The organism is Dolichospermum sp. UHCC 0406 (genome assembly GCF_009712025.1).
Taxonomy (GTDB): domain Bacteria; phylum Cyanobacteriota; class Cyanobacteriia; order Cyanobacteriales; family Nostocaceae; genus Dolichospermum; species Dolichospermum lemmermannii.
The window spans coordinates 124,087-150,041 of the sequence record NZ_VILA01000019.1 but is presented as its reverse complement, the minus strand read 5'-3'; the positions used below and the strand labels follow the sequence as shown (position 1 = coordinate 150,041).

The window sequence follows — 25,955 nt, the reverse complement described above, 5'->3', positions numbered from 1 at the left end:
AACGGTCAGTTGTCAGTTGTTTTTTATTAGCTATTGACTATTGACCATTAACTAATGACTACTGACATTTATCAGAACTTTTTAGTTACTGCTTAAACGCAAAGAAAGACGACGTATTTGTCCACGCAAACTAGCGTCAATTACTTGAGAACCAACTTTGATAATTACACCACCAATTAAATCGCTGTCTATTTTTGTGGCTAATTCCACTTGACGAGCTTTGGTCAGAGTAATTACCTTTTCTGTAATTGCTTGCAGTTGGGTTTGGGTCAACGGAACCGCAGAAGTAATTTCAGCTAATACAGTTTGATTTAGTTGGCGTAATAGCACTAAATACTGCTGTAAAATTGGTTCTAAGAAAGCAATCCGTCTTCTGTCAACTAACAGCAGTAAAAAGTTACGGAGGCAGAGGTTTACACCTTCACCAAGTAATTGTTTGAGGACATTTTTCTTGTTCTCTGGCTTGACAAAGGGATTGCTCAAAAAGCTTGTGAGTTCTTGACTCCCTGTTAATAAGCTCAAGAAAGTCCGTGCGTCTCCCCCAACCTCTTCTGTTAAGTTTTGAGATTGAGCAATGGATAACAGTGCCTGTGCATAAGGCTGAGATACTTCAGCGGTTGCTGCATCACTTTTCATATCTCGCCTCCCAGTTGTGCGATGCTACGATCAATTAGAATTTGTTGAGCATCTGCGCTAATACCACCCTTGAGTTGTCCTTCCACTTTTTGCAGTGCTTGTGCAACTACCTTTTGTCGAAGTTGGGAGATAGCTTTTTCTAGTTCTGCATTCAAATCAGATGCTGCGGTTTCTTTTAAACGGGCTACATCCAGATTCGCTTTAACTAAAATAGCTTCTTTAGCTGCTTGAGCATTTTGTTCAGCTACTTGAGTAATTCTCTGTGCTTCCTGCTGTGCTTGGGTTAACTGCCCTTGGGCTTTTGCCAAAGCAGTTTGTGCTTCCCGCAAGCGTCCTTCTGCATCTTGAATAACGCTTTCAATACCGGAGCGTCTTTCATTCAAGATATTGGTTAAAACTTTGCGTCCAAAGTAGAATAGTATGCCAATCAGAATTACTAAGTTAATTAGATTGGTTTCCAGGATGTCTAGGTTTAGACCGAAACCGCCTTCTGCTGCGCCTTCTGCCATTTCAGAGTTAACAGCTTCTGCGGCAAGTAATAAAATATTGCCCATGTTAGCCATCTACAAGTGCGCTGCTCGCTTGGTAATTCGTTGATTTTTCCCGACAGGGAAAAAAGTGCCAATGTTTTGGACACTTAAATTTCGCCACATTTTTGGGCATAAGCCCTGATGTGTTTATGCTTTCGTAGCACCAACTTGGTGATATAGTTAGAACTATTTCACCAAAGCAGGTCCTAATAGTTTTTCTAGAATCTGGTTGCTGAGGGCATCAACTTGTGCTTCTAGGGTTGCCATAGCTGCTTGCTTTTGCTGCTCTATTTCTCTAGCAGCTTGTTCGCGTTGAGCTTGGGCTTCCTGTTGAGCTTCAGCTATTTTTTGTGCTGTAATTTTCTTAGCTTCATTCTGGGCAGCTTCTACAGTCAATTGAGATTGCTTACGCGCAGATGATAGTTGCTGCTCATACTCTTTAGCTAATGCTTCAGCTTTAGCCAAGCGTTCACGAGCATCAAGGTTATTGGTACGGACATAATTATCCCGATCATCCAATACCTTGGTCATAGGCTTGTAGAAAATTGCATTCAACAAAGCTGCCAACAACAGGAATTGCAATGCCATTAATGGCAAGGTAGCATCGAAATCAAACATTTCTCTCCTCTTTGGCTGGAATACTAATTTTCTTGGCTAGTAAGATGATCCAGCCTTTGATAATTTTACGAATCCCGTTCTGACTAATGAGCGATAAGTTGCCAGTTTGTAGAGGCGTGCAGATGTCCAGCTTTTCGCTGTCTGTGACATCTTTCACGTCTCTACACTAACAAAACTTTTTCGGTCTTAGGCAAAAGGGTTAGCGAATAGCAATACCAAGGCAATTACCAAACCGTAAATTGTCAAGGATTCCATGAAGGCTAATGTTAAAAGTAGTGTGCCGCGAATTTTGCCTTCTGCTTCGGGCTGACGAGCAATACCTTCTACTGCTTGACCGGCTGCATTACCTTGACCAATACCAGGTCCAATTGCAGCTAAACCGATAGCGAGGGCAGCAGCTAGAACTGAAGCAGCTTGTACGATTGGATCCATGACGATTTTCCTTGCTTTAACTACAAAAATTACAAATGTACGTAACAACTAGATATGTGTTTTTCACACTGTACTAGGTTCTCAAATCGCTGTAGCGATGTTTTGAGCGAATTTGCTCGTTTTAACTGGGCGATCAACTGAGGGCGTTAATGCTCCTCATGTCCTTCTTCGCCGTGTCCCTCTAGGGCTTCATGAATATATGCCCCGGCTAGGGTAGCAAATACTAGGGCTTGAATGGCACTAGTAAATAAACCCAAAGCCATTACTGGCAAAGGCACAAAGAGAGGCACGAGCAATACCAATACCGCGACTACTAATTCATCCGCTAATATATTTCCAAATAACCGGAAGCTTAGGGAGAGGGGCTTGGTAAAATCTTCGAGAATGGCAATTGGCAACAGAATTGGTGTTGGCTCAATATATTTCTTAAAGTAGCCTAAACCTCTTTTGCGAAATCCAGCGTAGAAATACGCCAAGGAGGTTAGCAATGCCAATGCGACGGTTGTATTGATGTCGTTGGTAGGGGCGGCTAGTTCACCAGAAGGCAAGTGGATTAGCTTCCAGGGAATTAATGCTCCTGACCAATTTGATACGAAGATAAACAAGAATAGCGTACCAATAAATGGTACCCAGGGGCGATACTCTTTCTCTCCGAGTTGGTTTTTCGCTAGATCCCGAATAAATTCTAGGGCATATTCCATCAAATTTTGGATGCCGCTAGGAATTTTTTGGACGTTTCTGGTGGCAGCTAGTGATGCTATTACTAGGATAGCAATCACAAACCATGAGGTGAGAAATACTTGCCCATGTATTTTGAGACTGCCCAGTTGCCACAAGAAGTGATGACCTACTTCTAATTCGGCGAGGGGAAAAGCGTTAAAAGCGTTTAATACACTAAGCATGGGCGTTCTTCAAGGTTTTCCCCAAAAATCGAGGATTGGAGGATTGTCTGTAGTGGTTTAGCATTGTGCTTTACCTCTACAACTTTAAGCTTCAGGAATGAATGCAGTTTGCACCATATAGATGAGGAGGGTAGCTTTGTAGGTGAGAAACCCCAAGAATATAGGCAGAATATGTAGCTGATGCCATTGACTCGCCAATATAATCGGTATCATGATCAGAGCAAAACGATTTTTACTCAAACTTTGTTTTTCACCACCAAGTCTCTCGACATCGTTAGCCAGCATTTTTAAGTAAACCACACCTGTACACGCCCCAATCAAATAATTTAGGGCTATGTTTAAGGAATAAAAAATCCACACAGAGATAAAAATAATCCCCGTCAACACAAGTGTGATGACTAGCAACTTCTGATAGAGTTGATAGAACTCTTGCATGGAAGAGGTTACTGGTTCTGTTTGAGCAAAACCAGATTTCTCATCTTGTTGTGTTGTCTGAGTCGGTGCAATTGATTCTTCTGACAAGCTCACGAGACTTGAAACCAGTACAGCTAATATGAGATGACTGTACATTCAGTCAGTTGAATCATATCACGATCCGGTAACACTACTTTAGAAAAAAACAATTAACTTATTTTTTGAGGAGTCAGGAGTCAGGAGTCAGGAGTCAGGAGTCAGAAGTCAGGAGTCAGGAGTCAGGAGTCAGAAGTCAAGAATCAGAAGAAGGAATTTCTCCCCGGACTCCTTTGCTCCCTGCACTTTACACCCTCTCGCCGGGGGTTAGTAAGAGTAGTTGTTGTTTGAGGAGATGTCTTACTCCGTTTAAGTCTAGCTCGACTTGGGCTAAAATTTCAGCCACTGTGGCATTGTTACCACATTTTTGCATAAATTCAAATTCTGCTGTTGTTAAGTTAATAATTTGATAATCATAGTTAAATAAGCATTGACTGGGAAACCCATCTATGCAAGGGTTAAGTTCAGGAATAGCTGCTAGTAATGTGTTATCTGCTGACCAATCGGTTTTGGTGAGGGGAGGACGACTGAGGAAAAATTCGTAATGGGTAACTTCGGGATTCAGTAATTCTACGAGACGATAACGTTGACGTTCTGTTAATTCTTCGGCTCGTTCAATTAGCTCTGGTGCTTTTTCTAGAAGCTTTTCCAATTGCCAAAAACCAGGATTTGAGAACCCCACAAAGTCTAAACCAGCAGCGTCTATTAATGTAAATAATGTATCAATATTGTAATCAGTTTCTTGAGGATGGACGTACATATCAGCGAAACATTCATCTCGCTGGTTTTCCATTGCCCATCTTTCTTTTTCTCGCTTGACAATGCGGTTGTTTTCTGGTAATGAGGCAAATATTTTTCGTCCGACTTGGACACCATCACGATAGTCGCCTTTTTTGTTACCTTGGAGGAGAGCGATCGCTTTTTGCATGAGTTGTATTTCCCATCTTCCCAATTCTCCATACACAAAAATGTGCATTATTCCACCGGGGGCGAGTTTTTTCGCTAATGCTTCAATACCCCGAATGGGATCTGGTAAATGATGAAGCACACCAACGCAATTAATTAAATCGAATTGTCCTGGTATCTGTTCTACATCATAGATACTCAGATGATGAAATTCTACACGGTCAGCACCGGAACTTTGACAACGTTTTTTTGCTACTTCTAATGTACCAGCACTTAAATCTATTCCGACTACCTGCGCTTGCGGGTTGAGATGTACTAAATATTCTGTTCCGACTCCTGAACCACAACCAGCATCTAAAATGCGGATATCTTGCCTTTGCGGTTTTCTACCTGTGCAGAAGCTATAAGCAGCTAACCAATTCCAACGCCAATTGTAACCTGGTGGTGGTTCGTCGAGGATGGGTTCGGGAGGGAATGGATAGGTATCGTAGAGTTTCGCAACAGCAGCACTTACTTGGGAGTCAGACATGATTAGGAATAACGCAGCATTTCTGAGTTTACCGGATAGGGGGGATTTTGGGCAAAAAATAAATTCTGTCTATTCGTAGGGGTTTAGCATTGCTAAACCCTTACTGTTTATAGATATGGGTATTGATTCCGTAATAACACTAATGTTCATATAGCTGACTTACCATCTCATCCAATTGTTTATAAGTTGAACGAATATCAGAAATGGTATCAGTTATTGCTGTTTGTAAACGAGTACATTGATCGAATATTTGCTGGATATATTCATCTGTTTTAGGTATTTTACCTTCCTGGATTAAATCTGTCCAAGTTAAGCCCCGTTTTTCATATTGTTGAAGATAAATTTTCAGAAATTCTAAAACTATTGTACTTTCTGAAAATATTAATTCTTGACGAACATTTAAAAGTTTATCATCTTTTATTTTTATTTTCGTGATAGTTTGATTACGTTCACCGATAATTTCAAATCTGTGCGGTTCTGCGTTTAAAAAATTCCAACAAGGTAAATTTAGACTTTCAAAAACTTGCCGAAAATTAACTTCGATTGTTGGATCACTATCACTATAATCGAACTTAATTTTATGTCCTAATTGTGTCAATGTATATAAATTCCAATTCGATTCTATTAAATGATTAACATAATCAATAAATGGCTGTTGTTCTTCTAAAGAAATATTTTTAATGGGAAATTCTTTCAAATCATCAGGATATATACGACTTTTAGCTATTTGAGTTTCACTATTGACACTCATAATATTTTCATCACGATTGTTTAATAGTAAAAAGCGTTTACCAAAACTAGATGCAAGAATAGCAGCAATATATCTTAAATCAAATTTTTCTGCTATTTTTATTTTCTCTTCTGCATATTGATAAATTTGTAATTTCTTACCTTTTCCATCACCAATAAGTTTTTGACGCTTTTTAGAAAGCTCATACATCTGTCTTTTTTCTTTCTCTAAACGCTTAACTTTATAAACATCATCCCATCTTACACAAATTCTCACACTATCAGGAACATAAAATCCATCTCCTTCTGCTATTCCTCGATCATAGGTGGGAAATGAAGTCATTCCAAATAAAATTTTAGGATAATTATATAATTCAGGAATTGTTGCTCTACGAATTTGTCCGGGAACTCTTTCAGTATCCCATTCCAGATAACGAATATTATCAATTGCTAGTTCTCTAATAATATTTTCTCCATCAATATATTTCTTAGAATGAATCTTATCTGCTTGTGAACTTAAAAGAATATCTTTTTTAAATGCTCCTTTAGCTTTGGTTTCATCAGCATTCAAGACCATTCCTACAGTACAATAACAAATATCTTCTAAATAAGTAACATCATCAAAACTATCATTAACTACAAACTGTCTAAATACTTTCCCTTGATATTCAGATTGATTCAAAGGATTAATTTCTTGAATTTGTGTAAATGAACCAGTGTGTAAAACTCTTTTTACTTGATGATCATCTCCTGGGGGAATCTTTTCTAAAAAAAGAACCGTATTATTAACAACAGCATCAGAGAAAATTCGCACATTATTAAAAAAATCTACTTGATTAATAGTGAGATTTTTAGCAATATATTCTCGGAGTAACTCTCCATAATTATTAGTTTGAATACCCCTAGAAACAATCAAACCAACTTTACCTAAATCCTTAGTAGCTTTACAAGAAAGTTCAATAAATGGAACAAAAAGATCCCACTTTTCATGAAGTGTTTCAAATCGTCCAGAACTTTCGATTTCTCGACGATAAATATCTGCTCCAGGTTCATCAGCTTTAACATAAGGAGGATTAGCAACTACAAAATCAAAACCATCTGCAAACATTCCTGTTTGTGTTTTGATTTGAGCAACCGTAGAAAGTTCTAAATCAAGAATAGGGTTGAGTAATGTAGTTCTAATTTCTTGCGATTTTGCTAATAAAAGAGAATCTGTATTATAAACATTAAATCTATCAATAGTACAGTCTTTTAATTTATCTGCTTCTTTCGCTTGTTTTAGTAAATCAATCACTTGAATTAATAAATTTGTTTCGGCTAAATAACAAGCAAACGGATTAATATCTAAACAAAATAGGCAATTTTTCACCTGTTGAATAATAGCAGGAACATTTTCAACGGGAATTGTGTTTGTTCTCCGTGAACGATAGGAATCAATCAAACGACGCGCAGCATGAACTAAAAAGCTCCCAGAACCTCCTGCGGGGTCTAATAACTTTTTGTCACGAATATCAGGATTATCAGATTTATATCCTATGCAGTCTAGAATATATTCAACTACTGGTTTTGGTGTAAAATATCTACCCTGTTCATGTTTTCCTTCTTCAACATATCTACCATAAACCATCCCAATAATATCACTATCAATTTGTTGTAAGTTAAACCCATTCAGGATGTGCAAAACTTTAATTAAAGTATTGGAATTTATCCGATACCAATTAAATAAATCAGCATTATTAAAGAAGTGAGTATAGATATTTTGAGCAGAACGATAGGACATTTCTAAAAGATAATCCATTGACATTCCTTGCACTAAATCTAAATATCGCGGTTCAACTTCTTCTTTCCAATATTTAAACCCTCCATTAGAAAATTTACGATTAATTAATTTCTTGTCTTCACAAATTCTGACAATTAAAAGACGAGTGACATAAACATAAGCAGTTTGTCGAGCAAATTCTGTTTTTAATTTATCTTCATCCGCACCTTGTAAAATGGTTTTACTAACTAAATTACGCCAAGATATAAAATATTGATGTATTTTAATTGCATTTGCATGAGTTAAATTTTGATTGGCTTCCCATGCTTTCCAATCCAAAACAATTCTATAATATTCTTTTAAAATTTCACTTAGCTTAGTGTGGTCAAGTTTTTTAATTTTATTTTCATCAGCAATTTTAATTCCTAGTTCTTCTTGTTTTGATTCGGAAATATTAGGAATTAAATCTAATTGCACTACCTTTTGATTTTTACTAGGTTTTTTATCTTTTTGAGCTTGTTTTCTGGCTTGAGCATTTCTTAATTTATCTAAAAATATTTGTTCAAAATCGTGAATCGAACCTTGTGGTTTTTCGGCAAATTCAATTAATTTTTCACCAGCATCAGAAAATTCTTCAACTTCTAGAACTCCATACACTCTTAGATGATTTTTAATTTTATTCCGTAAACCTTCTAAAGTTTTAGTTATTGTTTCATTTTCTGATATATTTATTTTATCAATACTATTGGGTAAATATTTAGCTTGACAATATTGATCATATTCTTCCAGTGATAATTGCAATTGATATAAAACATCTTCTTCTAAAAGATTAATAGCTTGTTTGAGGTCTGCAATTAATAATTCATCAAAGTTAGAAGTATTATCTTGAGATTTTGCACAATTCAACCATTCATTTTCAGGTTTACTCAAGTCTTGAATGAAGTTCTCAATATTTTCAAAACTTTGCTGATTAAATCTACGATATAAACTTTTTAGGTCTTGATTTTGTTCAATTGTTAAATTTTCAATTCCAGTTGAATGATAAGTTTCTATTATTTTCTGAATATCAAGATGTAAAACAGGATTTGGATAACTTGGGTTAGACAAATCATAACCTAATAGCAACTTACCATTACAAATTAATCCCAGTTCATAACCTCGACTCGTTGCATAACCACGTAATTGTTGTAATGGATCAGATTTTTTAAGATTATATGCAGTATTTTTATCTTCAACTAGAAAACACCGAATATTACCACTTGCTAATTTTACTTCAAAATCTGGACGGCTACTATCTTTAGCATTACCTGTCGTATTTTTAGCTATATCTCCTGAATCAAAACCTAAAGCAAGCAGCAATGGCAAAACTATTTTAGTATCAACAATGTTATCTTCATCATTAGTTTGTGGTTCGGCAATATATTCTAAATAAGTTTTGCCTTCATAGAAGTTCTGATTATTGAAAATATTGAAGAAATCATTTTGAAACTGCTCAAAACTAGACATAAGTATTTACTTTATTTTTATTATTTAATCATTGTTCATTTTAGCATAGATATTGAAATGATACACCCATGAAAATCATTTAGATTGTAAATATTTGTAATATATAGGATAAACTTTTGCAACAAAATATTTATATTCATGGATGATATCAAGCTAAATTATCTATTTCTTCATCCTGTTAATCCTCTAATCCAGGATTTAAGGATGTACAGGATTGTAGTTTGTAGATTTTCTGTGAATATTTAATAATTATAAATTATGATTTAGATAAAAATATATCTTCTATTATTCACAAAAACCTATATTTCATCAAAAAATATCCGGTAAATGTTTGCTCTTTGAACTCCTTAAGAGAACGCGATTGGGAAGCTTTAACTTCACTATTTGATAGAGACGATAGCGATGAAATTGAAGACGAGATTAAGAGGATGTTTGAAAAGTGGTATTCCGTAATTTTCATCACATTGCTACCCCCCTTAGTCCCCCCTTGTAAAGGGGGGAAACAATAAAAATCCAGTTCCCTCCCCTTTACAAGGGGAGGGTTAGGGTGGGGTAAAAAATAGTTGATACATCAACCATAACTTTTCAAACACCCTCTAAAAGCAAATTGGTTTGGTTAGTACCCGAACCTTGTTGGGAGGATAATCCTTTTGAGTTCTTGCGTGAATTTTTATAAAAATTTACAACAGACAAGATACATATCTTAACTTTCTTCATCCTCCTTTAGTTCATATAATTTATAACTTCGTTGTAGTCTTGTGAATGAACTACTCTAAGTGCAGATGATGCGACCGAGGGGGAGATGGTAAGATTTGATTTTAGTCGGTTGTGTGTGCTTATTGTCTTAATTTGTGGTTTATTGGCTGGTTGTAGTGGAAATTATCGCGGAAATTACATTCTCCGAGTAGCTACTGAACCTGCATTTCCGCCTTTTGAGTTTCAAGGTAAAGGTGGAGAGTTAGCAGGGTTTTCAATTGATTTAATGAGAGCAATAGCGACTGCTGCTAATTTTCGGGTAGAATTTCAGAGTTTACCTTTTGATGGCATTATTCCCGCGCTACAAGCTAAAACCATAGACGGGGCGATTAGTTCGATTACTATTACCCCAGAGAGGGCGAAGACAGTGGCTTTTTCTCGTCCCTATTTTAAAGCAGGTTTGGCCATAGCTATTCGTGCAGATAATCAAAATATTACAGGTTTTGACAGTCTCCAAAATAAAAAAATTGCTGTTCAAATTGGCACAACTGGCGCAGAAAAAGCTAAAAGTGTGACTGGGGGGGAAGTTCGCAGTTTTGACTCTGCACCATTAGCCCTCCAAGAATTACAAAATGGCAATGTAGATGCAGTTATTAATGATGCACCTGTAACTTTATATGCTATTAATACAGGTAATTTGCAAGGAATCAAAGTTATAGAACAATTACTAACTGAGGAATTTTATGGAATTGCAACTGCTAAAAACTCTCCTTATTTATCTTTGATTAATCACGGTTTAACGAAGATTTTAAAAAACGGCAACTATCAACAGATTTACCAAAAATGGTTTAAATCTACACCGCCAATATTGCCAGAAATATTACCATTTATCAATAAAAACACAGCCAAATTAAACTCTTTTAGTGTATTTTGGCAATCTTTACCAACTTTATTAAGTGGTGTCTTGGTAACATTGCAATTAGCATTTATATCAGGTTTCTGCGGTTTAACTAGCGGTTCTCTAATTGGGATAATTCGGCTTTCTCATATTAAACCTTTGCGTTTTTTAGCCAGGGCTTATATAGATTTTTTCCGAGGAACGCCGTTATTAGTACAGATATTTATGATTTACTTTGGCTTACCAGCAATTTCTCAAGAGATGGGTTTTACTTTGACTTTAAATCGTCTTGCGGCTGGAGTAATTGCGTTAAGTTTAAATAGTGCAGCTTATATTGCGGAAATTGTGCGTGGAGGAATTCAATCTATTGAAATTGGACAATCAGAAGCAGCCAAATCACTCGGTTTAAATTCTGTGCAAACTATGACTTATGTGATTTTTCCTCAAGCATTACGCCGCATGATACCACCTTTAGGTAATGAGTTTATTAGTTTATTGAAAGATACTAGTTTAGTTGCTGTAATTGGGTTTGAGGAATTATTTAGAAAAGGACAATTAATTGTTTCGGAAAATTATCGCGCTTTTGAAGTTTATGCGGCTGTGGCTGTAATTTATTTGTGTTTAACTTTGATTTGTTCCCAACTTTTTAGCAGGTTGGAAATTTGGATGAATCCAATGAGTAAGTAGGCTATCACCCACACTCCTGATTTTTATTCAATCCCCTTATAAACAACAACTAATAGCTAATTCTGCATTCTTCACCAAGGTCTCCTTATCAAGAGTCGAAACCGGATATTGAGGAGTTATCCGCAATAACTTTTCCACCCTCTCCCGTGCAGTTTCCACAACTCCTACATCTAAACTACCATTATTCAAACTATCAGAAAAATCTGCCGCTATTTTATATGTTCTTTCCAAAGAAGAAGAATTGATATTTCGAGAAACTATAAATAAATCACAACCAGCATGAAAAGCCCGTGCAACAGTTCCCGACTGCATAAACATTTCCGAGACAGCTTTCATATCTAAATCATCGGAAACTATCACACCTTCAAAACCTAACTCTTTCCGCAAAATATCATTTAAAATGATTTTAGATAAGGTTGCTGGCACTTCTGGATCAATTTGCGGAAACAAAATATGCGCCGTCATAATTAACGGAATTTTGTCCTGAATTAATGTTTGAAAAGGAATCAATTCCCGGTTTCGCAAATCTTCCCGACTCAAATTTAATATTGGTAACTCCAAATGGGAATCTGTGCTAGTGTCTCCATGGCCAGGAAAGTGTTTAGCAGAACCTAAAATGCCCTCTTCCCGCAATCCTCGGTAATATTCCCGCGCACCTTCACTAGCGGTTTGCGGTGTATTTCCAAATGCACGACTTCCAATAATTGGGTTTTGGGGATTAGAGAAAATATCTGCAACCGGAGACCAAGAAACATTAATTCCCAAAGATTTTAATTCTAAAGCTGTGGCTTTTGCAACTTCATAAGCATGAGATTGCAATAAATAAGCGTAAGGAAAGCGAGTAATTGGTAAAGGTGTCCGCACAACTCGCCCACCTTCATGATCTAAAGTAGTAAAAATGGAGTCGCGTTCAGAATATTGGCGAACTTCGTCAATGAGGGTTTTAAACTTTTCTAACCAGACTGGATATGGTACACCGTCAAGAAAGTTTTTAGCAAAAAAGATAACACCAATCGGTTTTAATTCATTTAACGCCCGTTTATCATCATCGTTTAAACTTGTCCCAGAAATACCCAGAATTAGGTGATTACCAAAGCTTTGTGATAATTGAGATATTGACATAATTTGGTGATTTAAGTAAAGGATAAAGTATTTTCTGGTGTTGCTAAATTCAGGTATGAAATTCTCTTGATTGAACTTATAGCTTACGCTACACAATTAAAACTCTTACCTTTGCGTCTTTGCTCCTTTGCCTCTTTGCGTGAAACAGAATTCATACTGCCATTATGCAACGCATTTTCTCTACTTTATCCTTCCAGGTTACTAAAAGTTAAAAACTAATAACTCACTTTTAGCATTAGCCATATTTTCAGTTTTTGGTGGAGATGGTTTCAAAGTCATTTGTGGCGCATTTTGTTGTAAAACCACAGCCTGATAAGCTACGACTCCAGTATGTTCACTATCGAGACAACGAGCCGCAGTTCGAGACAAATCTAGGCTTCTTGGTGCAATATACGGACCGCGATCATTTACACGCACAATCACGGATTTATTGTTTTGTAAATTTGTTACTTTTAAGAAGGTATTAAAAGGTAGGCTACGATGGGCAACAGTGAAATCATCTTGATTATATATCTCACCATTTGCGGTTAAGCGACCATGAAAATAGCCACCATACCAAGAAGCTATACCAGAAAGTTTTGTATTTGAGGACTGTAATCCATACATTTCCATTTGCCCTTGTATCAGTGTTAGCGGTTTAGTATGGAGGGCTATTCGTAAATTATTCGTCCATTCTATTGCTAAAATATCACCGCTGCGACCAAGTTCATCAGAGATTTTTCGATCTATTGCAAATAGTAATCTATTACCTATCATCAGAGAAGGAGTTTTATCAACTAAACCTGGTTGTAATTGCGTAGGTTGTTTAGTACGTGATATTACTAATTGCTGTAAGCGGTTTTGTAAAGCATTAGCTGTAATTTGATCAGGTAGTCGGGCAACAAAGCTGTTATTAACCCAGACTTCATAACTGGATGAATTCCGCTTGACAATCAATACTGGTGAGTAATCATAACTTCCATTTGGCTCAATTGGATTGTTGATGATATTAAAGAAGCTTTCGAGCGATCGCACAACAGTAGCTGGTGACAAATCTAGTTTAGGAACACTAACTTGAGTAAATATTATCTGTCGAAAGTTAGTAAAATTTTGCCAGTGAGGTTGTGCAGGTATATTTTCTGGCACAGAGGCACAAAATTTTGTTTCTTTTGCCTTCAAGGTTGTTGAAGGTAGAGTCATAGACCTATCTCGATATGATGATAATCGTCTATTTATCCAATCCAATGTCAAAGAGGTTTTTGATATTAAGGTTTTTTGCCAAGCAGTTTTATATTCTTGAGAAATGGTCAGAAATTGAGCCTGGGGCTTGACTAAGTTGGCTGGAAGTTGGATTGGAGAAAATGCAGCTATTAAACCCAGCGGTAAATTTGCTGTCAACACCAAAGTACCACCTGTGAAGGATGTCGCCCATATTATTCCCGTTGATATCATAGTTTATTTATTCTCCAGATAGATGCACAATTCCTAGAGAAATAATCCCCAGGTTGAATAAAAAGAGAGTTTTTTTAATTACATAATTTCTATGTGATTTCAGACTTAATTATGATTAAACCCTCTGGGATCATCATATACCGTAATAGAGATTGAAATAAATAAAAGTTTTAAATCTAGTTTTCAGGTATTACTAATATTTCCATTACTTTTGCTTATGAATAGCGATTTATCCTGCCATTTACTTTACTAAGTCACATAGGCATCTTGCATATTAATACTTAATAAAAAAATCAGGTTTTGTATTTGTGACAAGCAGTTACCCAAAAATATACACGGATTGATGATGAGTCATAAACTACACTAAATATTTTTGACTTCAAAAAAATTTGTGTTAATCCCTGGACTGATGATTAGGGTAAATTAGATAGTTGGCGGAAAATTTTGGGAATTTTTTGGGAAGCAATCAAACTAGAATCGCCAAATGTAACGGATTGCAACGTATAATTAGAACGGCAAAACAGTTAAGAAATATTAAATAATAGTAGGTTTAAATGCGCGTAGCAATCGCGGGAGCGGGTCTAGCAGGACTTTCCTGTGCAAAATATCTCACGGATCTAGGTCACACACCCATCGTTTTGGAACGCCGAGACGTAGTAGGGGGGAAAGTGGCAGCGTGGAAGGATGCTGATGGGGACTGGTACGAAACAGGACTGCATATTTTCTTTGGGGCTTATCCCAATATGTTGCAGTTATTCAAAGAATTGGATATTGAAGATCGGTTGCAGTGGAAAGAACACACAATGATCTTCAATCAGCCCGAAGCACCGGGGACTTACAGCCGCTTTGATTTCCCCGATTTACCAGCACCTATCAATGGGATGGTAGCAATTCTCAGAAACAACGATATGCTGACCTGGCCGGAGAAAATCAGTTTTGGCATCGGATTACTACCTGCCATTCTCCAAGGGCAAAAGTATGTCGAAGAAATGGACAAATATTCTTTCCGGGAGTGGCTGCAAAAACAAAACGTCCCCCCCAGGGTAGAAAAAGAAGTATTCATTGCGATGTCCAAAGCCTTAAACTTCATTGACCCCGATGAAATTTCTGCTACTGTCCTTTTAACGGCTTTGAATCGCTTTCTCCAAGAGAAAAACGGCTCAAAAATGGCCTTCCTTGATGGTTCACCCACAGAAAGATTGTGTCAGCCCATTATTGACCACATTACTGAACGGGGTGGTGAAGTCCGTCTGAATGCGCCCTTGAAAGAGATTTTACTCAATGAGGATGGAACTGTGAAAGGCTTCCTCCTCCGCGGTTTAAATGGGGCAGAAGATGAAATATTTACAGCGGATACTTATGTCTCTGCCCTTCCAGTTGACCCCTTAAAGCCGATTTTGCCCATTTCTTGGAAAGAAATGCCATTTTTCCAAAAATTAGAGGGTTTAGAAGGGGTCCCAGTGATTAATGTCCATATCTGGTTCGACCGCAAATTAACAGATATTGATCATCTGCTATTTTCGCGTTCTCCTCTCCTCAGCGTTTATGCTGATATGAGTAATACTTGCCGTGAATACGCCAATCCTCACCGTTCCATGCTGGAATTAGTTCTAGCACCGGCAAAAGATTGGATATCTAAATCCGATGAGGACATTGTTGCTGCAACTATTACTGAGTTAGAAAAACTCTTTCCCCAACACTTTGGGGGGGATAATCCTACCAAAATGCTGAAATATCATGTGGTAAAAACACCACGTTCAGTTTACAAGGCTACCCCAGGTCGTCAACAGTACCGTCCTTCCCAGGAAACCCCCATTACTAATTTCTATCTGACTGGGGATTACACCATGCAGCGCTATCTAGCCAGCATGGAAGGGGCTGTACTTTCTGGTAAACTGACAGCGCAGGCGATATTCCAAGCACAGACGGTAGCAAATCCCTCTAACCTGCAAACGCCAACACGACCGCCCGCCAAGAATGCTGCAACTGCCTGATTCCCCCCCGCGCATGAAAACGCTGGTCTCTATAGATGAGTCATACAACCTTTGTCGGGAACTCACAGCTAAGTACGCCAAGACTTTTTACTTGGGGACAATGTTGATGAGTCCGGCCAAGCGTCAATCTGTTTGGGCAATTTATGCCTGGTGTCGCCGCACAGATGAATTAGTGGATGGCCCTGCATCTGCTATTACCACGCCAGAAACCCTAGAACTATGGGAAAAGCAACTGGAATCCATTTTTGCGGGATGCCCATTGGATAATTATGATGTAGCGTTAGTAGATACTCTCCAACGCTTTCCGCTAGACATTCAACCCTTTCGGGATATGATCGCCGGTCAGCGGATGGATTTGTATCGCAGTCGCTATGCAACCTTTGAGGATTTATACCTCTACTGCTACCGAGTAGCGGGGACTGTAGGTTTGATGTCAACAACGATTATGGGTATAGATAATAATATCTATACCGCCCCTTGGCATCAAGGCCAACAGCCTTATCTTCCTATAGAAGAAGCGATCGCTTTGGGAATTGCCAATCAACTCACGAATATTCTCCGTGATGTTGGTGAAGATGCCCGTCGAGGCAGAATCTATATTCCCCTAGAAGATTTGGCCAAATTTAATTACACCGAGGAAGAATGTATTCGCGGCGTAGTGGATGACCGTTGGCGTTCACTCATGCGGTTTCAAATTGATCGCGCCCGTCAATTCTATATTCAAGCAGATAAAGGTATTAGTTATCTTTCTGCTGATGCTCGGTGGCCTGTTTGGGCTGCATCCATGCTCTATGAGCAGATTTTAGAGGTGATTGAGCGCAATAATTATGATGTGTTCAGTCAGCGAGCTTATGTTCCCCAATGGAAAAAGTTACGTACTTTGCCAGCAGCTTGGATGCGATCTCAAGTTTTATAACTTGGTCATTGGTCATTGGTCATTGGTCATTGGTCATTGGTCAATGGTCAATGGTCAATGGTCAATGGTCAATGAATCTATTTACAAAATAACTATTGACAAGCTCAAAAACTTCTGCTACGATTATTACTCATGACCTGGAGAGGTGGCTGAGTGGTCGAAAGCGGCAGATTGCTAATCTGTTAAGGGATTATATCCCTTCGGGGGTTCGAATCCCCCCCTCTCCATTTTTACAAAAGCTACATACCGGATTTCTTAAAGAAGTCCGGTATCTGAGTATAAACTAGATCCAAGTTGAAAACTATAGTTTTGAAAGAGCTTGATGTTAACCTACATCCTCTATCTGCTTATGGTGATAATTTTATCAACTCTGTACCACTATGTTAACATCTGCAATTGATACTAACGATATAAATACTATTCAAGCGGTAAGGGAAGGGTCCGTGGTCAGAGATCGCTCTGATTGGGGGCGTATTCGGATTTCTGATGATGATCGTCTCCGCTTTTTACATAATCAAAGCACTAATGATTTTCAATCTCGCAAACCTGGTCAGGGCTGTGATACTGTCATGGTGACATCTACCGCTCGGACGATAGATTTAGTGACTGCTTATGTATTAGATGATGCTGTTTTATTGTTAGTTTCCCCTCACCGTCGTCAGGAACTTATGGCATGGTTAGATCGCTATATCTTCTTTGCAGATAAGGTTAAATTAACTGATGTGACCGAGGAAACAGCGACATTAAGCCTGATTGGACCTCAAAGCCATGCTATCGTCGAAAAATTAGGAGCTGGTGATTTAATTGGTCAACCAGATGGTAATCATATTTTAGTTGATCGGGTGATAGTTGCAGTGGGTAGTGGCTTGGCTGCACCTGGATATACATTGATTTTACCGATTGCCGAAAAACAAATATGGTGGGAGAAAATACTAGGATTGGGGGCTGTGGAATTGAGCGATCGCGCTTGGGAAATGTTACGAATATTACAAGGTCGTCCCGCGACCGATTCAGAACTCACGGATGATTATAACCCCTTAGAAGTGGGTTTATGGCAGACAGTTTCCTTTAGCAAAGGTTGTTATATCGGTCAGGAAACCATTGCCAGACTTAATACATACAAAGGTGTAAAGCAATACCTTTGGGGAATTCGTCTTAGTGCTACGGCTGAACCAGGAACAGTCATCACCATTGGGGAAGAAAAAGTAGGTAAACTCACCAGCTATACAACCACTCCTGATGGTCATTTTGGACTAGGTTACATCAGGAGTAAAGCTGGTGGAGTTGGCTTAAAAGTACAAGTTGGAGAAACAGAAGGGGAAATAATTGCTATTCCCTTTGTTTCCCACGAATATCCATTAAGTAATGTCTAATTGTCCATTACCCATTTCCTCTACCTGGGCACAATTCATCTAGCCAAGACGGAAAAATATTGCTATAAGTAGATGAAATCCCGGTAATATTTGGGCTGGGAATTCCCGTAGTTATCAATCGTTTATCTATTTGTTCCCTGGCCAATCCGACAGGTAGCTTAACTGAAGAATGATGATGAATCGGTGTAGCCACTGCAATCACAGAAATGCCTGTAGTCATTTTCAATAACACCTGTTTGCGTTCTTTGGGTACAGGTGAATCTGTCAAGGCTATATGAGCAGGAGAGGTACTCACAATCTCATTTTTTACGGTAGAATGCTGGGATTTTAATAAGTTTAATTCCTGTTCAGGATTGAAGTGCAAACACAAAGCTGCAATGATCCTATCAGGATCATTGTTTAAATCCAAAATGAAGGGGAGGATTTTTTTTAACTCTGGTTCTAAAGTGGATAAAGTTGCTAAAATGTAACCAGAAGAAGGTCTGCGGATGCCAGCATAATCTTTCCAGATTCGCATTTTAACTAGCCAAGAACGATTTTGTTCGTAATAAATTAGCCACTTCATTTTTAATGCTTGACGTAGATGCTGAATATCCATTCATTCCCTCACTTCTTACTGTACTAAATTACAGCATTTATATATTTTCAGTGATCTTTATCCCTGGGGATGAAACCGATAATAAAGCATTTTCTTAACTATTTTACCAGCTAATAAATGTTGTTCCACTAATCTGGGTATTTCTTGAGGTAAAACCCGACAATACCAAACCATTTCGGGTAAAACTAGCACCATTGGACCATTACCACATTGACCTAAACAGCCACTAGCTGCAATTGTCACATTAGGAGCAGGTAAAGCTTGTAAAGCTGCTAATACTTCTTCTGCACCTTGTTTTCTACAAGTACGATGTTGACATACTTTTACAGAAATAGGCAGGGGTTGTTCCTGAGTTGGGACGTTTGACATTTGTTTACAGTTAATTCACTGAAAATATCCAAATATTTACTGTTTTTACTTGCTAGTAACTTTTTTATCAAGACGTTCAGCCAGCCATAATTTAATAATAGAATCAGAAGTAACACCCAAGCACTGGGCTTCATCTAAATCGCCACTATGATACTATATTTGGTATATGTGGCGATCGCTAAGAAATCCTAATTGATCACTAATCCTTTACTGGCTAACCATTCACTATTAAATATTCGTGATTGATAGCGAGAACCACTGTCACACAAAATAGTTACAATAGTATGTCCTGGACCCAACTGTTTAGCTAAAGCCACAGCCGCACCGACATTAATTCCCGTTGAACCACCCATTAATAAACCATCTTTTCTTAATAGTTGATAAACAACACGCAAGGCTTCAGAATCATCAATTTGGATAGTATCATCAATAGGTGCGCCTTCCATATTGGCGGTAATGCGACTATTACCAATACCTTCAGTAATTGAATTACCTGCTATTTTGATTTCACCAGTTTTGATATAGCTATATAGTCCACTACCTAAAGGGTCAGCAACAACACATTTAACGCCCGGATTTTGTTCTTTTAGGTACATTGCCACACCAGCATAAGTACCACCAGTACCAGTTGATGCCACCCAGCCGTCAATTCTACCATTTGTCTGTTGCCAAATCTCTCTACCTGTGGTCTCATAATGGGCAGTACGATTGGCTAAATTATCAAACTGATTAGCCCAAATGGCGTTTTCCATTTCTGCCGCAATTCTACCAGATAGTTTAACGTAATTATTCGGATCTTTGTAAGGGACCGCAGGAATAGGACGAACTTCAGCCCCCAAGGTAGTTAAAGCATCTATTTTTTCTTGGGATTGGGTATTGGGAATAATAATCAAGCATTTATAACCTTTGGCGTTGCAAATATGTGCCAGTCCAATTCCCGTATTTCCCGCTGTTCCTTCGACTACTGTACCACCGGGTTTGAGAAGTCCTTTTTTTTCTGCATCTTCGATAATATACAGCGCAGCCCGATCTTTGACAGAACCACCAGGGTTCAGATATTCGGCTTTGGCTAAGATATCACAACCTGTTTCTTCGCTAAAACTGTTTAAACGAATTAATGGGGTGTTACCAATTGTACCAACAAATCCATTTTTGATATCCATTTTGCATCTACCTGAGTTTTTCCCAATCAAATTTTGACATTTTTATGTAATTTTGTTTCGCGCAAAGACGCTAAGGAGCAAAGACGCTAAGGAAGAAATACATTAAAGTTGCTATAATCTCAATTCTAATGGGATCTTCTTCCCGAAAATTTCTGAAAAGCAAGTACAAAAGATTGAATTTAAACTCAATCTAGCAATGTTAATATTGCTTTGGTTGTTTCTGTGCGTAAGTTATCATACAATATACTAAATGATTTCATAAACAAGGTGGATATTAATGAAATCTCCCCATGAACACAATCAAGACATTCAACGTCAGCTAGAAAAGCGACTCCGAGAAATGGATGATCAAATCAATGCTATTGATCAACCTGTTTATAAAACTCAGAAACATCAACCAGAACAATCTCAAAAACCTTGGCTAAGAAAAATCATTCTTGGTGGAAAATTTTTTGGTTTGGCTGTTGCAACTATAGTTGCAGTTCGAGTAGCCTCAGTTTTAGCCGGAATTATTATTTTTGGGGCTTTGGCTTTTCTTTTTTACAAACTTTTCTTAGAATCGCAAATTAAAAAAAAACTCTAAATAAAGTATAATCATCATGAATTATCAAGTGGGAACTGAGCAATTTATAAATGATTTAGAACGGGTTTCTCAGGTTCGTTTAGAAATTGCTATTTGTTTAGCTTATTACAATCAATAAGATCCCCGACTTCTTGGAGAAGTCGGGGATCTAAATCTGACATTATCCGATTCTATTTCTGATTCTTTCTGGACTACCTGTAGGAATTGCAGCAATTAATTTTTGTGTATATTCTTCTTTTGGTTCTAAGTAAATACTGTCAGATGTCCCTGATTCCACTATTTTCCCTTGATTCATCACTAAAATGCGATCGCTCAAAAATTTGACTACACTTAAATCATGGGAAATAAAAATGTAAGTTAGTTTCAACTTCTCTTGTAATTCTTTCAATAAATTTAAAACTTGCGCTTGCACAGATACGTCTAAAGCTGAAACTGATTCATCACAAATAATAAACTTAGGATTTAAAGCCAAAGCGCGAGCAATACAAACCCGTTGACGCTGACCACCGGAAAACTGATGAGGATATTTTTTCATATCATCTGCACTTAAACTCACCCGTTCCAACAGTTCCACTACCCTAGCTTGTCGCTGTTGTTTCGACTTACCGACACCATGAATTAACAGCGGTTCTACAATCGCTTCCCCAATCTTAATCCGGGGGTTGAGGGAACTAAAAGGATTTTGGAAAATAATTTGCATTTCCCGTCGTAAGTGCTGCAAAGTTTTCCCAGTCAAGTGAGTAATATCCTGTCCATTAAATAATATTTTACCGCTCATCGGTTCGATTAATCGCAGCAATGTTCTACCTAAAGTAGTTTTACCGCAACCAGATTCTCCCACCAATCCCAAGGTTTCTCCCGGAAAAACATCAAAGGAAACCCCATTTACAGCCTTATGGTAACGTTTTGTGCTGCCAAATACTCCCCGGACTGGAAAACCGACTTCCAAGTTACTAACGGTCAACAGAGGTGACTGTGAACTAATCTTTGCTAATCTTGTGTTAGTCTCGTCCCTAGTAGTTTCTGCTGGTTGTGCAGGTTCTTTACTCTGAATTGTCACTTTTCCAAATTCATCTTCTGTCACACTCATGTAGTCAGAAACAGTCAGCAGTTTGTGGGGACGACGGTTCAAGCTAGGACGACAAGCTACAAGTCCTTTCGTATAAGGATGATGGGGATTGTTAAAAATTTGTGCTGCTGCACCATATTCGACAATTTTACCTTTATACATCACTGCTACTTGGTCAGTAATTTCCGCAATTAACCCCAAATCATGGCTAATAAAAATCATTGCCATATTGCGACTTTGTTGCAGTTCATATAACAATGCTAGAATTGTCGCTTGCACAGTCACATCTAAAGCTGTAGTCGGTTCATCAGCAATTAATACAGATGGATTGCAAGAGATAGCCATGGCAATCATAACTCGTTGCAATTGTCCTCCAGATAGCTCATGGGGATATCTTTCCAACATGGCTTCTTTGTGTTCTTTCACCAACTGTGCTAATTTAAAGCTACCTGATGCAGATAAATTATGATCAAGATACTGTTCTTCAATTTGTTCATCACTAGCTAAAAGTTTAACTTCTTGTAAACCCGCGATCGCAATTCTTTTCGCTTCAATTGCATTTACATTCTGATGTCGCATAATAGCTTCTTGCAACTGAAACCCGATAGTATAAACCGGATTTAAAGAACTCATTGGTTCTTGAAAAATCATCGCAATATCACCACCTCGATAAAGCTGCATTTCTTGAGGTGATAATGCTAATAAATCCAGCGGTTGTCCACTTGTCCGAGAAAAGAAAATTTCCCCTCCACTCACTTTTCCTGGATATTGCAACAAACCCATGATTGCTAAAGCCGTAACCGACTTTCCACTTCCCGACTCTCCCACTATTCCTAAAGTCTCACCCTGATGTAGCTGAAAACTAATATCATCAATAGCTTTTACTTTACTGCTGTCACTGACAAATTCAACTTGTAGATTGCGAACCCCTAAAACTGTTTCTTTCATATTACCAATTACCAATTACCAATTACCAATTACCAATTACCAAATTACAACTTAGGTAAGACATTTGGCAATAAATGTCCTGGAAGCTTAGATAAAGCTAAATTTTGTCCTTGAATTCCTAACTCATTGTGAAAAGCCCGAATTGTGCTAATAATATAGCTGATTGTTGTTTGATAATTTTCTGTTTGTCTATCAAATCCACTTAACGCTTGTAAATGATTTTCTAAAGCGGCTTCTAACTGTTGAGAAAGCATTTTTTTATCACCATTAAAAGACAAATTTATCACTAAATAATAATGAGCTAATCCTAAATTATTGTGTGTCATCCATAAATCAAAACTTAAAGGTAGACTACTAAGTAAGTGAGCCGTATTCACAGCTTCTTCATAAGCATTAATACATAATTTTACGAATTTTTGTTGATCTTCTTTTGTTGTTTGTGGCTGATTTGCTAGATGCCAGTAAGCGATACCCAGATTATTTTGAGTAGCAGCATAGGATTGAGGAACATCCACAGATGTTCGATATTTTAGGGCTTCATTATAAACCTGAATTGCTAACTGGAGATTTTCTATTGGTTGTTCATATTGGGAAAGATTCCAATAAGCCGTACCCATATTATTTTGAATCATCGCATATTTTAGGGGATCATTTGTCTGTTGATAGTGAACGACTGCTAACTTATAAGCAGAAATCGCTTTGGTGAGATTTTCTACAGGTTGATCGTACTGCCCTAGATGCCAATAAGCTGTACCTAAATTGTTCTGACAAGCAGCATATTTTAAAGGTTCTATTTCTTCTTGTCGGTAACGAATGGCTTCATCATAAGCAATAACTGCGAACTGCCAATTTTCTACAGGTTCAGCAAATTTCGCTAAGTCACCATAGGCAGTACCCAGGTTATTTTGAATCCGCGTATAAGTTTCTGGCTGAGTATCACCTGTAATTATCTTGAGTGCTAATTTATAAAAGTCTACCCCTTGTTGAATATAAATTTTTGCTTCTTCAGAATTATCAGGGATGCGGTGCAACATCCAGTAAAGTGTCCCCAAATCATTCAAAATATCTGGAAGTTGTGGAGAACTTTCATCATAATTAACTGCTTCCTGATAAGCTAGAATTGCTATCATCAAATTTTCCACAGTTGCTTGTCCTTGCTCAATCTGCAACCGATAGAAATTACCAAGATTCTGATAAGCTATCCCTAACTCTTCTCCCTTAGCTGTTTGAATATGTAACTGTTCAATTTCCCAGAGTATTTGTTGAATTTGATCACTATCATCAGCATTTATTGTTGCCTTAATTAATCCTTGCAACTCCTGGTTAATATGAGATAAGGAAGGAAAATGCTGATGAGTTGTTATTTGAGGAGATTGAACCGGAAATTCATCTGGTATTTGTGTTAAATCTGTGGTTGAAGTTAAAGACAAATCAAACTTATTTGTTTGTTTGATGTCTTGAGAAACTTCCTCTTCATTAACAACTAAATGCTCTAAATTTTCTTGACCTAAATTATAGGAATCTGCAAATTTTTCTGGATAACCTCTATTATCTATAGTTGGTGTCGGTTCTCCTGCAAATACAAATACGCCGGTTCGACAATGCCAAAATTTTGCTGCTGATTGCTGAATCGCAGACAACCAAGGACGAGAAACCCAAAATAAAAGACTAGATTCTACAAAGTGACTAAATTCCTGACTTGATAAATGCTGTTCACCTAACCGGAGATAATTCAAAAATAAACGTTGTACTGCTACTGGTTCTTTAGTCAGCATTTCTACCCCGACAATCTGAAATCCCGGCATTGGTAAGGGACGGCCAGGATTATCTGTTGATCCTCCCACCATCGGGGGTGGATAATTAGCTAACCATTCATTGATTTGCGCTATAGGATTAGGATCACTTAAATTTAAACGCAGAGTGACTAATCGCGGATAAGCTGGCGTGCTAAAATCTCCCACATTAGCTCGCTGATATATGACCTTACCCACTGGATAAGCTAAAGTGGAGTGTAACCGCGCTGCTATCCGATTTCTTAAATGTAAATTATCACATATAGCAAATAGGATTTGTCTACGTAAACCCAGACTCAGAGCAAGTTTTAGGCGTTGATATACTTGCCGATTCAAACTAATGTTTTCTGTATGTACAGTTTCATTCACGCTTGTATTTAGTTGAGTTTTAGCCCTATTTTCTGTATACATCCTGACTGAATAAATTAAATATTAATGTCACATCTCATAATTTGGATTTTCACGGAGATGCTCTCTTTTTCAGGATGAATCAAGTTTTATGGGCTAGAATATCAAAAAAAAAAGACTATGATTATACTTGTATTTTGCCATTCTAGCAAAAAATCAGGCTCTTGATCAAAATAAGAACCTGAAATCAGGAAAAGCTATTAAAGGGCAGTTTTCCAATTAGCTAACATTAGAGACAGTGAAAGCGACAAAAATTACCCCTCCAATTAAAAGCACCGCTGCAATTCCTAAGATAATATAAGTACGCTTTTGGGAGTTTGTTGGTGGTTCAGCTTGATAAAGCTTGGGTTCTTTAGCAAAGTTATTGAGAAGACCACCCTCTTCGTTTGTGTAAGGCATGAAGTGATTCCTTATTATCTTTCTTTACTTAATGTTAAATAAATTTTACAGCACTCTCATAAAAATAAAAAAATAATTACATGAATCTAAAGAAGTCAGGAGTCAGGAGTAAAACTGGCTTGCTGTCTGGCTTTGAATTTAGATCCTGTACCTCATTAATCTGCAATCTGCGGTATCTTGACAAAATAGACAATTCATCTGTTACTTTGTGCTATTCTATTTCACCTGACCCGGATTTCTCACCAAAATCCTCAAACCCTTATAAAATCTGGATTCTGGGTTTTCACACTGCATCAAAAATCAACCCCATGAAAAATGCCCGAAACCGTCTCTCTATAAAGATTATATAGATTGCGATAGCGAAGCGCTCCGTAGGAATCGCATTGTTTGTGAGAAATGCGGGCTGACTGCTAATTCAGGAAGAGAATTCATTCCTAATTAAGCGCGAAGT

General features: G+C 37.7%; 21 protein-coding genes and 1 tRNA gene. 6 read left to right on the top strand and 16 right to left on the bottom strand.

Annotation, left to right across the window (positions count from 1 at the left end):
- Nucleotides 1-81 precede the first annotated feature (81 nt).
- From atpH to FJR09_RS18025, 8 genes are all read right to left on the bottom strand, one after another.
- Complete coding sequence (gene atpH, locus FJR09_RS18060) at nucleotides 82-636, bottom strand: ATP synthase F1 subunit delta (RefSeq protein ID WP_015083295.1); 555 nt, start codon at nucleotides 634-636, stop codon at nucleotides 82-84.
- Nucleotides 633-1,199, bottom strand: a complete 567-nt coding sequence (locus FJR09_RS18055; protein ID WP_015083296.1) for a F0F1 ATP synthase subunit B — start codon at nucleotides 1,197-1,199, stop codon at nucleotides 633-635. Before FJR09_RS18055 ends, atpH begins: the two co-directional genes overlap by 4 nt.
- A 153-nt stretch (nucleotides 1,200-1,352) precedes the next feature.
- Complete coding sequence (locus FJR09_RS18050) at nucleotides 1,353-1,784, bottom strand: F0F1 ATP synthase subunit B' (protein WP_015083297.1); 432 nt, start codon at nucleotides 1,782-1,784, stop codon at nucleotides 1,353-1,355.
- Nucleotides 1,785-1,970: 186 nt separating this feature from the next.
- Nucleotides 1,971-2,216, bottom strand: a complete 246-nt coding sequence (gene atpE / locus FJR09_RS18045) for an ATP synthase F0 subunit C (RefSeq protein WP_015083298.1) — start codon at nucleotides 2,214-2,216, stop codon at nucleotides 1,971-1,973.
- 146 nt (nucleotides 2,217-2,362) lie between these two features.
- Complete coding sequence (atpB, locus tag FJR09_RS18040; protein ID WP_015083299.1) at nucleotides 2,363-3,118, bottom strand: F0F1 ATP synthase subunit A; 756 nt, start codon at nucleotides 3,116-3,118, stop codon at nucleotides 2,363-2,365.
- A gap of 84 nt (nucleotides 3,119-3,202) precedes the next feature.
- Complete coding sequence (locus FJR09_RS18035) at nucleotides 3,203-3,688, bottom strand: ATP synthase subunit I (protein ID WP_015083300.1); 486 nt, start codon at nucleotides 3,686-3,688, stop codon at nucleotides 3,203-3,205.
- Between the two features lie 187 nt (nucleotides 3,689-3,875).
- Nucleotides 3,876-5,063, bottom strand: coding sequence for a bifunctional 2-polyprenyl-6-hydroxyphenol methylase/3-demethylubiquinol 3-O-methyltransferase UbiG (locus FJR09_RS18030; protein WP_168653598.1), 1,188 nt, complete (start codon nucleotides 5,061-5,063; stop codon nucleotides 3,876-3,878).
- A 139-nt stretch (nucleotides 5,064-5,202) separates the two neighbouring features.
- Complete coding sequence (locus tag FJR09_RS18025; protein ID WP_168654147.1) at nucleotides 5,203-9,057, bottom strand: Eco57I restriction-modification methylase domain-containing protein; 3,855 nt, start codon at nucleotides 9,055-9,057, stop codon at nucleotides 5,203-5,205.
- Nucleotides 9,058-9,859: 802 nt separating this feature from the next.
- On the opposite strand from FJR09_RS18025, the gene FJR09_RS18020 reads away from it, so the two are divergent.
- A complete protein-coding gene (locus tag FJR09_RS18020) occupies nucleotides 9,860-11,338 on the top strand; it encodes an ABC transporter permease subunit (protein WP_168651276.1) in 1,479 nt (492 codons plus the stop codon).
- Between the two features lie 36 nt (nucleotides 11,339-11,374).
- Here the strand turns inward: FJR09_RS18020 and nagZ are convergent, their stop codons facing one another.
- A complete protein-coding gene (nagZ, locus tag FJR09_RS18015) occupies nucleotides 11,375-12,460 on the bottom strand; it encodes a beta-N-acetylhexosaminidase (protein ID WP_168651275.1) in 1,086 nt (361 codons plus the stop codon).
- A gap of 201 nt (nucleotides 12,461-12,661) precedes the next feature.
- Complete coding sequence (locus tag FJR09_RS24800) at nucleotides 12,662-13,891, bottom strand: septal ring lytic transglycosylase RlpA family protein (protein WP_015083305.1); 1,230 nt, start codon at nucleotides 13,889-13,891, stop codon at nucleotides 12,662-12,664.
- A gap of 554 nt (nucleotides 13,892-14,445) precedes the next feature.
- Between FJR09_RS24800 and pds the strand changes: the two genes are divergently transcribed.
- The 4 genes from pds to FJR09_RS17990 all read left to right on the top strand — a co-directional run bounded on the left by pds (nucleotide 14,446) and on the right by FJR09_RS17990 (nucleotide 18,174).
- The gene (gene pds, locus FJR09_RS18005) at nucleotides 14,446-15,885 is read left to right on the top strand and encodes a 15-cis-phytoene desaturase (RefSeq protein ID WP_015083306.1); all 1,440 of its coding nucleotides are present in this window, start codon (nucleotides 14,446-14,448) and stop codon (nucleotides 15,883-15,885) included.
- Nucleotides 15,869-16,801, top strand: a complete 933-nt coding sequence (crtB, locus tag FJR09_RS18000; RefSeq protein ID WP_015083307.1) for a 15-cis-phytoene synthase CrtB — start codon at nucleotides 15,869-15,871, stop codon at nucleotides 16,799-16,801. The genes pds and crtB overlap by 17 nt, the downstream gene beginning before the upstream one ends.
- A gap of 139 nt (nucleotides 16,802-16,940) precedes the next feature.
- Nucleotides 16,941-17,028: transfer RNA gene (locus tag FJR09_RS17995), tRNA-Ser, on the top strand.
- A 153-nt stretch (nucleotides 17,029-17,181) separates the two neighbouring features.
- Nucleotides 17,182-18,174 carry a folate-binding protein YgfZ gene (locus FJR09_RS17990; protein ID WP_168653596.1) on the top strand — a complete coding sequence of 331 codons (993 nt, stop codon included), beginning with the start codon at nucleotides 17,182-17,184 and terminating at the stop codon, nucleotides 18,172-18,174.
- A gap of 7 nt (nucleotides 18,175-18,181) precedes the next feature.
- Here FJR09_RS17990 and FJR09_RS26235 read toward each other — a convergent pair whose 3' ends face one another.
- The 3 genes from FJR09_RS26235 to FJR09_RS17975 form a co-directional block, all read right to left on the bottom strand.
- Nucleotides 18,182-18,772, bottom strand: coding sequence for a DUF5331 domain-containing protein (locus FJR09_RS26235; protein ID WP_168653595.1), 591 nt, complete (start codon nucleotides 18,770-18,772; stop codon nucleotides 18,182-18,184).
- Nucleotides 18,773-18,829: 57 nt separating this feature from the next.
- Complete coding sequence (locus FJR09_RS17980; protein WP_168653594.1) at nucleotides 18,830-19,141, bottom strand: ferredoxin; 312 nt, start codon at nucleotides 19,139-19,141, stop codon at nucleotides 18,830-18,832.
- 188 nt (nucleotides 19,142-19,329) lie between these two features.
- Nucleotides 19,330-20,304, bottom strand: a complete 975-nt coding sequence (locus FJR09_RS17975; protein ID WP_168653593.1) for a cysteine synthase A — start codon at nucleotides 20,302-20,304, stop codon at nucleotides 19,330-19,332.
- Between the two features lie 277 nt (nucleotides 20,305-20,581).
- Between FJR09_RS17975 and FJR09_RS17970 the strand changes: the two genes are divergently transcribed.
- Complete coding sequence (locus FJR09_RS17970; RefSeq protein WP_168651271.1) at nucleotides 20,582-20,887, top strand: hypothetical protein; 306 nt, start codon at nucleotides 20,582-20,584, stop codon at nucleotides 20,885-20,887.
- A gap of 160 nt (nucleotides 20,888-21,047) precedes the next feature.
- On the opposite strand, the gene FJR09_RS17965 is transcribed toward FJR09_RS17970, so the two are convergent.
- The 3 genes from FJR09_RS17965 to psb34 all read right to left on the bottom strand — a co-directional run bounded on the left by FJR09_RS17965 (nucleotide 21,048) and on the right by psb34 (nucleotide 25,504).
- Nucleotides 21,048-22,904 carry an ABC transporter ATP-binding protein gene (locus FJR09_RS17965; protein ID WP_168654146.1) on the bottom strand — a complete coding sequence of 619 codons (1,857 nt, stop codon included), beginning with the start codon at nucleotides 22,902-22,904 and terminating at the stop codon, nucleotides 21,048-21,050.
- Nucleotides 22,905-22,948: 44 nt separating this feature from the next.
- Nucleotides 22,949-25,108 (bottom strand): tetratricopeptide repeat protein, encoded by a 2,160-nt coding sequence (locus FJR09_RS17960; protein WP_168651269.1) that lies wholly within the window; start codon nucleotides 25,106-25,108, stop codon nucleotides 22,949-22,951.
- A gap of 216 nt (nucleotides 25,109-25,324) precedes the next feature.
- Nucleotides 25,325-25,504, bottom strand: coding sequence for a photosystem II assembly protein Psb34 (psb34, locus tag FJR09_RS17955; RefSeq protein WP_015083315.1), 180 nt, complete (start codon nucleotides 25,502-25,504; stop codon nucleotides 25,325-25,327).
- Nucleotides 25,505-25,955: the final 451 nt, after the last annotated feature.

What these genes read in the sequence shown, in the direction of transcription:
- atpH (WP_015083295.1), bottom strand. Translation starts at nt 636, where the DNA reads ATGAAAAGTGATGCAGCAACCGCTGAAGTATCTCAGCCTTATGCACAG.
- FJR09_RS18055 (WP_015083296.1), bottom strand. Translation starts at nt 1,199, where the DNA reads ATGGCTAACATGGGCAATATTTTATTACTTGCCGCAGAAGCTGTTAAC.
- FJR09_RS18050 (WP_015083297.1), bottom strand. Translation starts at nt 1,784, where the DNA reads ATGTTTGATTTCGATGCTACCTTGCCATTAATGGCATTGCAATTCCTG.
- atpE (WP_015083298.1), bottom strand. Translation starts at nt 2,216, where the DNA reads ATGGATCCAATCGTACAAGCTGCTTCAGTTCTAGCTGCTGCCCTCGCT.
- atpB (WP_015083299.1), bottom strand. Translation starts at nt 3,118, where the DNA reads ATGCTTAGTGTATTAAACGCTTTTAACGCTTTTCCCCTCGCCGAATTA.
- FJR09_RS18035 (WP_015083300.1), bottom strand. Translation starts at nt 3,688, where the DNA reads ATGTACAGTCATCTCATATTAGCTGTACTGGTTTCAAGTCTCGTGAGC.
- FJR09_RS18030 (WP_168653598.1), bottom strand. Translation starts at nt 5,063, where the DNA reads ATGTCTGACTCCCAAGTAAGTGCTGCTGTTGCGAAACTCTACGATACC.
- FJR09_RS18025 (WP_168654147.1), bottom strand. Translation starts at nt 9,057, where the DNA reads ATGTCTAGTTTTGAGCAGTTTCAAAATGATTTCTTCAATATTTTCAAT.
- FJR09_RS18020 (WP_168651276.1), top strand. Translation starts at nt 9,860, where the DNA reads ATGGTAAGATTTGATTTTAGTCGGTTGTGTGTGCTTATTGTCTTAATT.
- nagZ (WP_168651275.1), bottom strand. Translation starts at nt 12,460, where the DNA reads ATGTCAATATCTCAATTATCACAAAGCTTTGGTAATCACCTAATTCTG.
- FJR09_RS24800 (WP_015083305.1), bottom strand. Translation starts at nt 13,891, where the DNA reads ATGATATCAACGGGAATAATATGGGCGACATCCTTCACAGGTGGTACT.
- pds (WP_015083306.1), top strand. Translation starts at nt 14,446, where the DNA reads ATGCGCGTAGCAATCGCGGGAGCGGGTCTAGCAGGACTTTCCTGTGCA.
- crtB (WP_015083307.1), top strand. Translation starts at nt 15,869, where the DNA reads ATGCTGCAACTGCCTGATTCCCCCCCGCGCATGAAAACGCTGGTCTCT.
- FJR09_RS17990 (WP_168653596.1), top strand. Translation starts at nt 17,182, where the DNA reads ATGTTAACATCTGCAATTGATACTAACGATATAAATACTATTCAAGCG.
- FJR09_RS26235 (WP_168653595.1), bottom strand. Translation starts at nt 18,772, where the DNA reads ATGGATATTCAGCATCTACGTCAAGCATTAAAAATGAAGTGGCTAATT.
- FJR09_RS17980 (WP_168653594.1), bottom strand. Translation starts at nt 19,141, where the DNA reads ATGTCAAACGTCCCAACTCAGGAACAACCCCTGCCTATTTCTGTAAAA.
- FJR09_RS17975 (WP_168653593.1), bottom strand. Translation starts at nt 20,304, where the DNA reads ATGGATATCAAAAATGGATTTGTTGGTACAATTGGTAACACCCCATTA.
- FJR09_RS17970 (WP_168651271.1), top strand. Translation starts at nt 20,582, where the DNA reads ATGAAATCTCCCCATGAACACAATCAAGACATTCAACGTCAGCTAGAA.
- FJR09_RS17965 (WP_168654146.1), bottom strand. Translation starts at nt 22,904, where the DNA reads ATGAAAGAAACAGTTTTAGGGGTTCGCAATCTACAAGTTGAATTTGTC.
- FJR09_RS17960 (WP_168651269.1), bottom strand. Translation starts at nt 25,108, where the DNA reads ATGTATACAGAAAATAGGGCTAAAACTCAACTAAATACAAGCGTGAAT.
- psb34 (WP_015083315.1), bottom strand. Translation starts at nt 25,504, where the DNA reads ATGCCTTACACAAACGAAGAGGGTGGTCTTCTCAATAACTTTGCTAAA.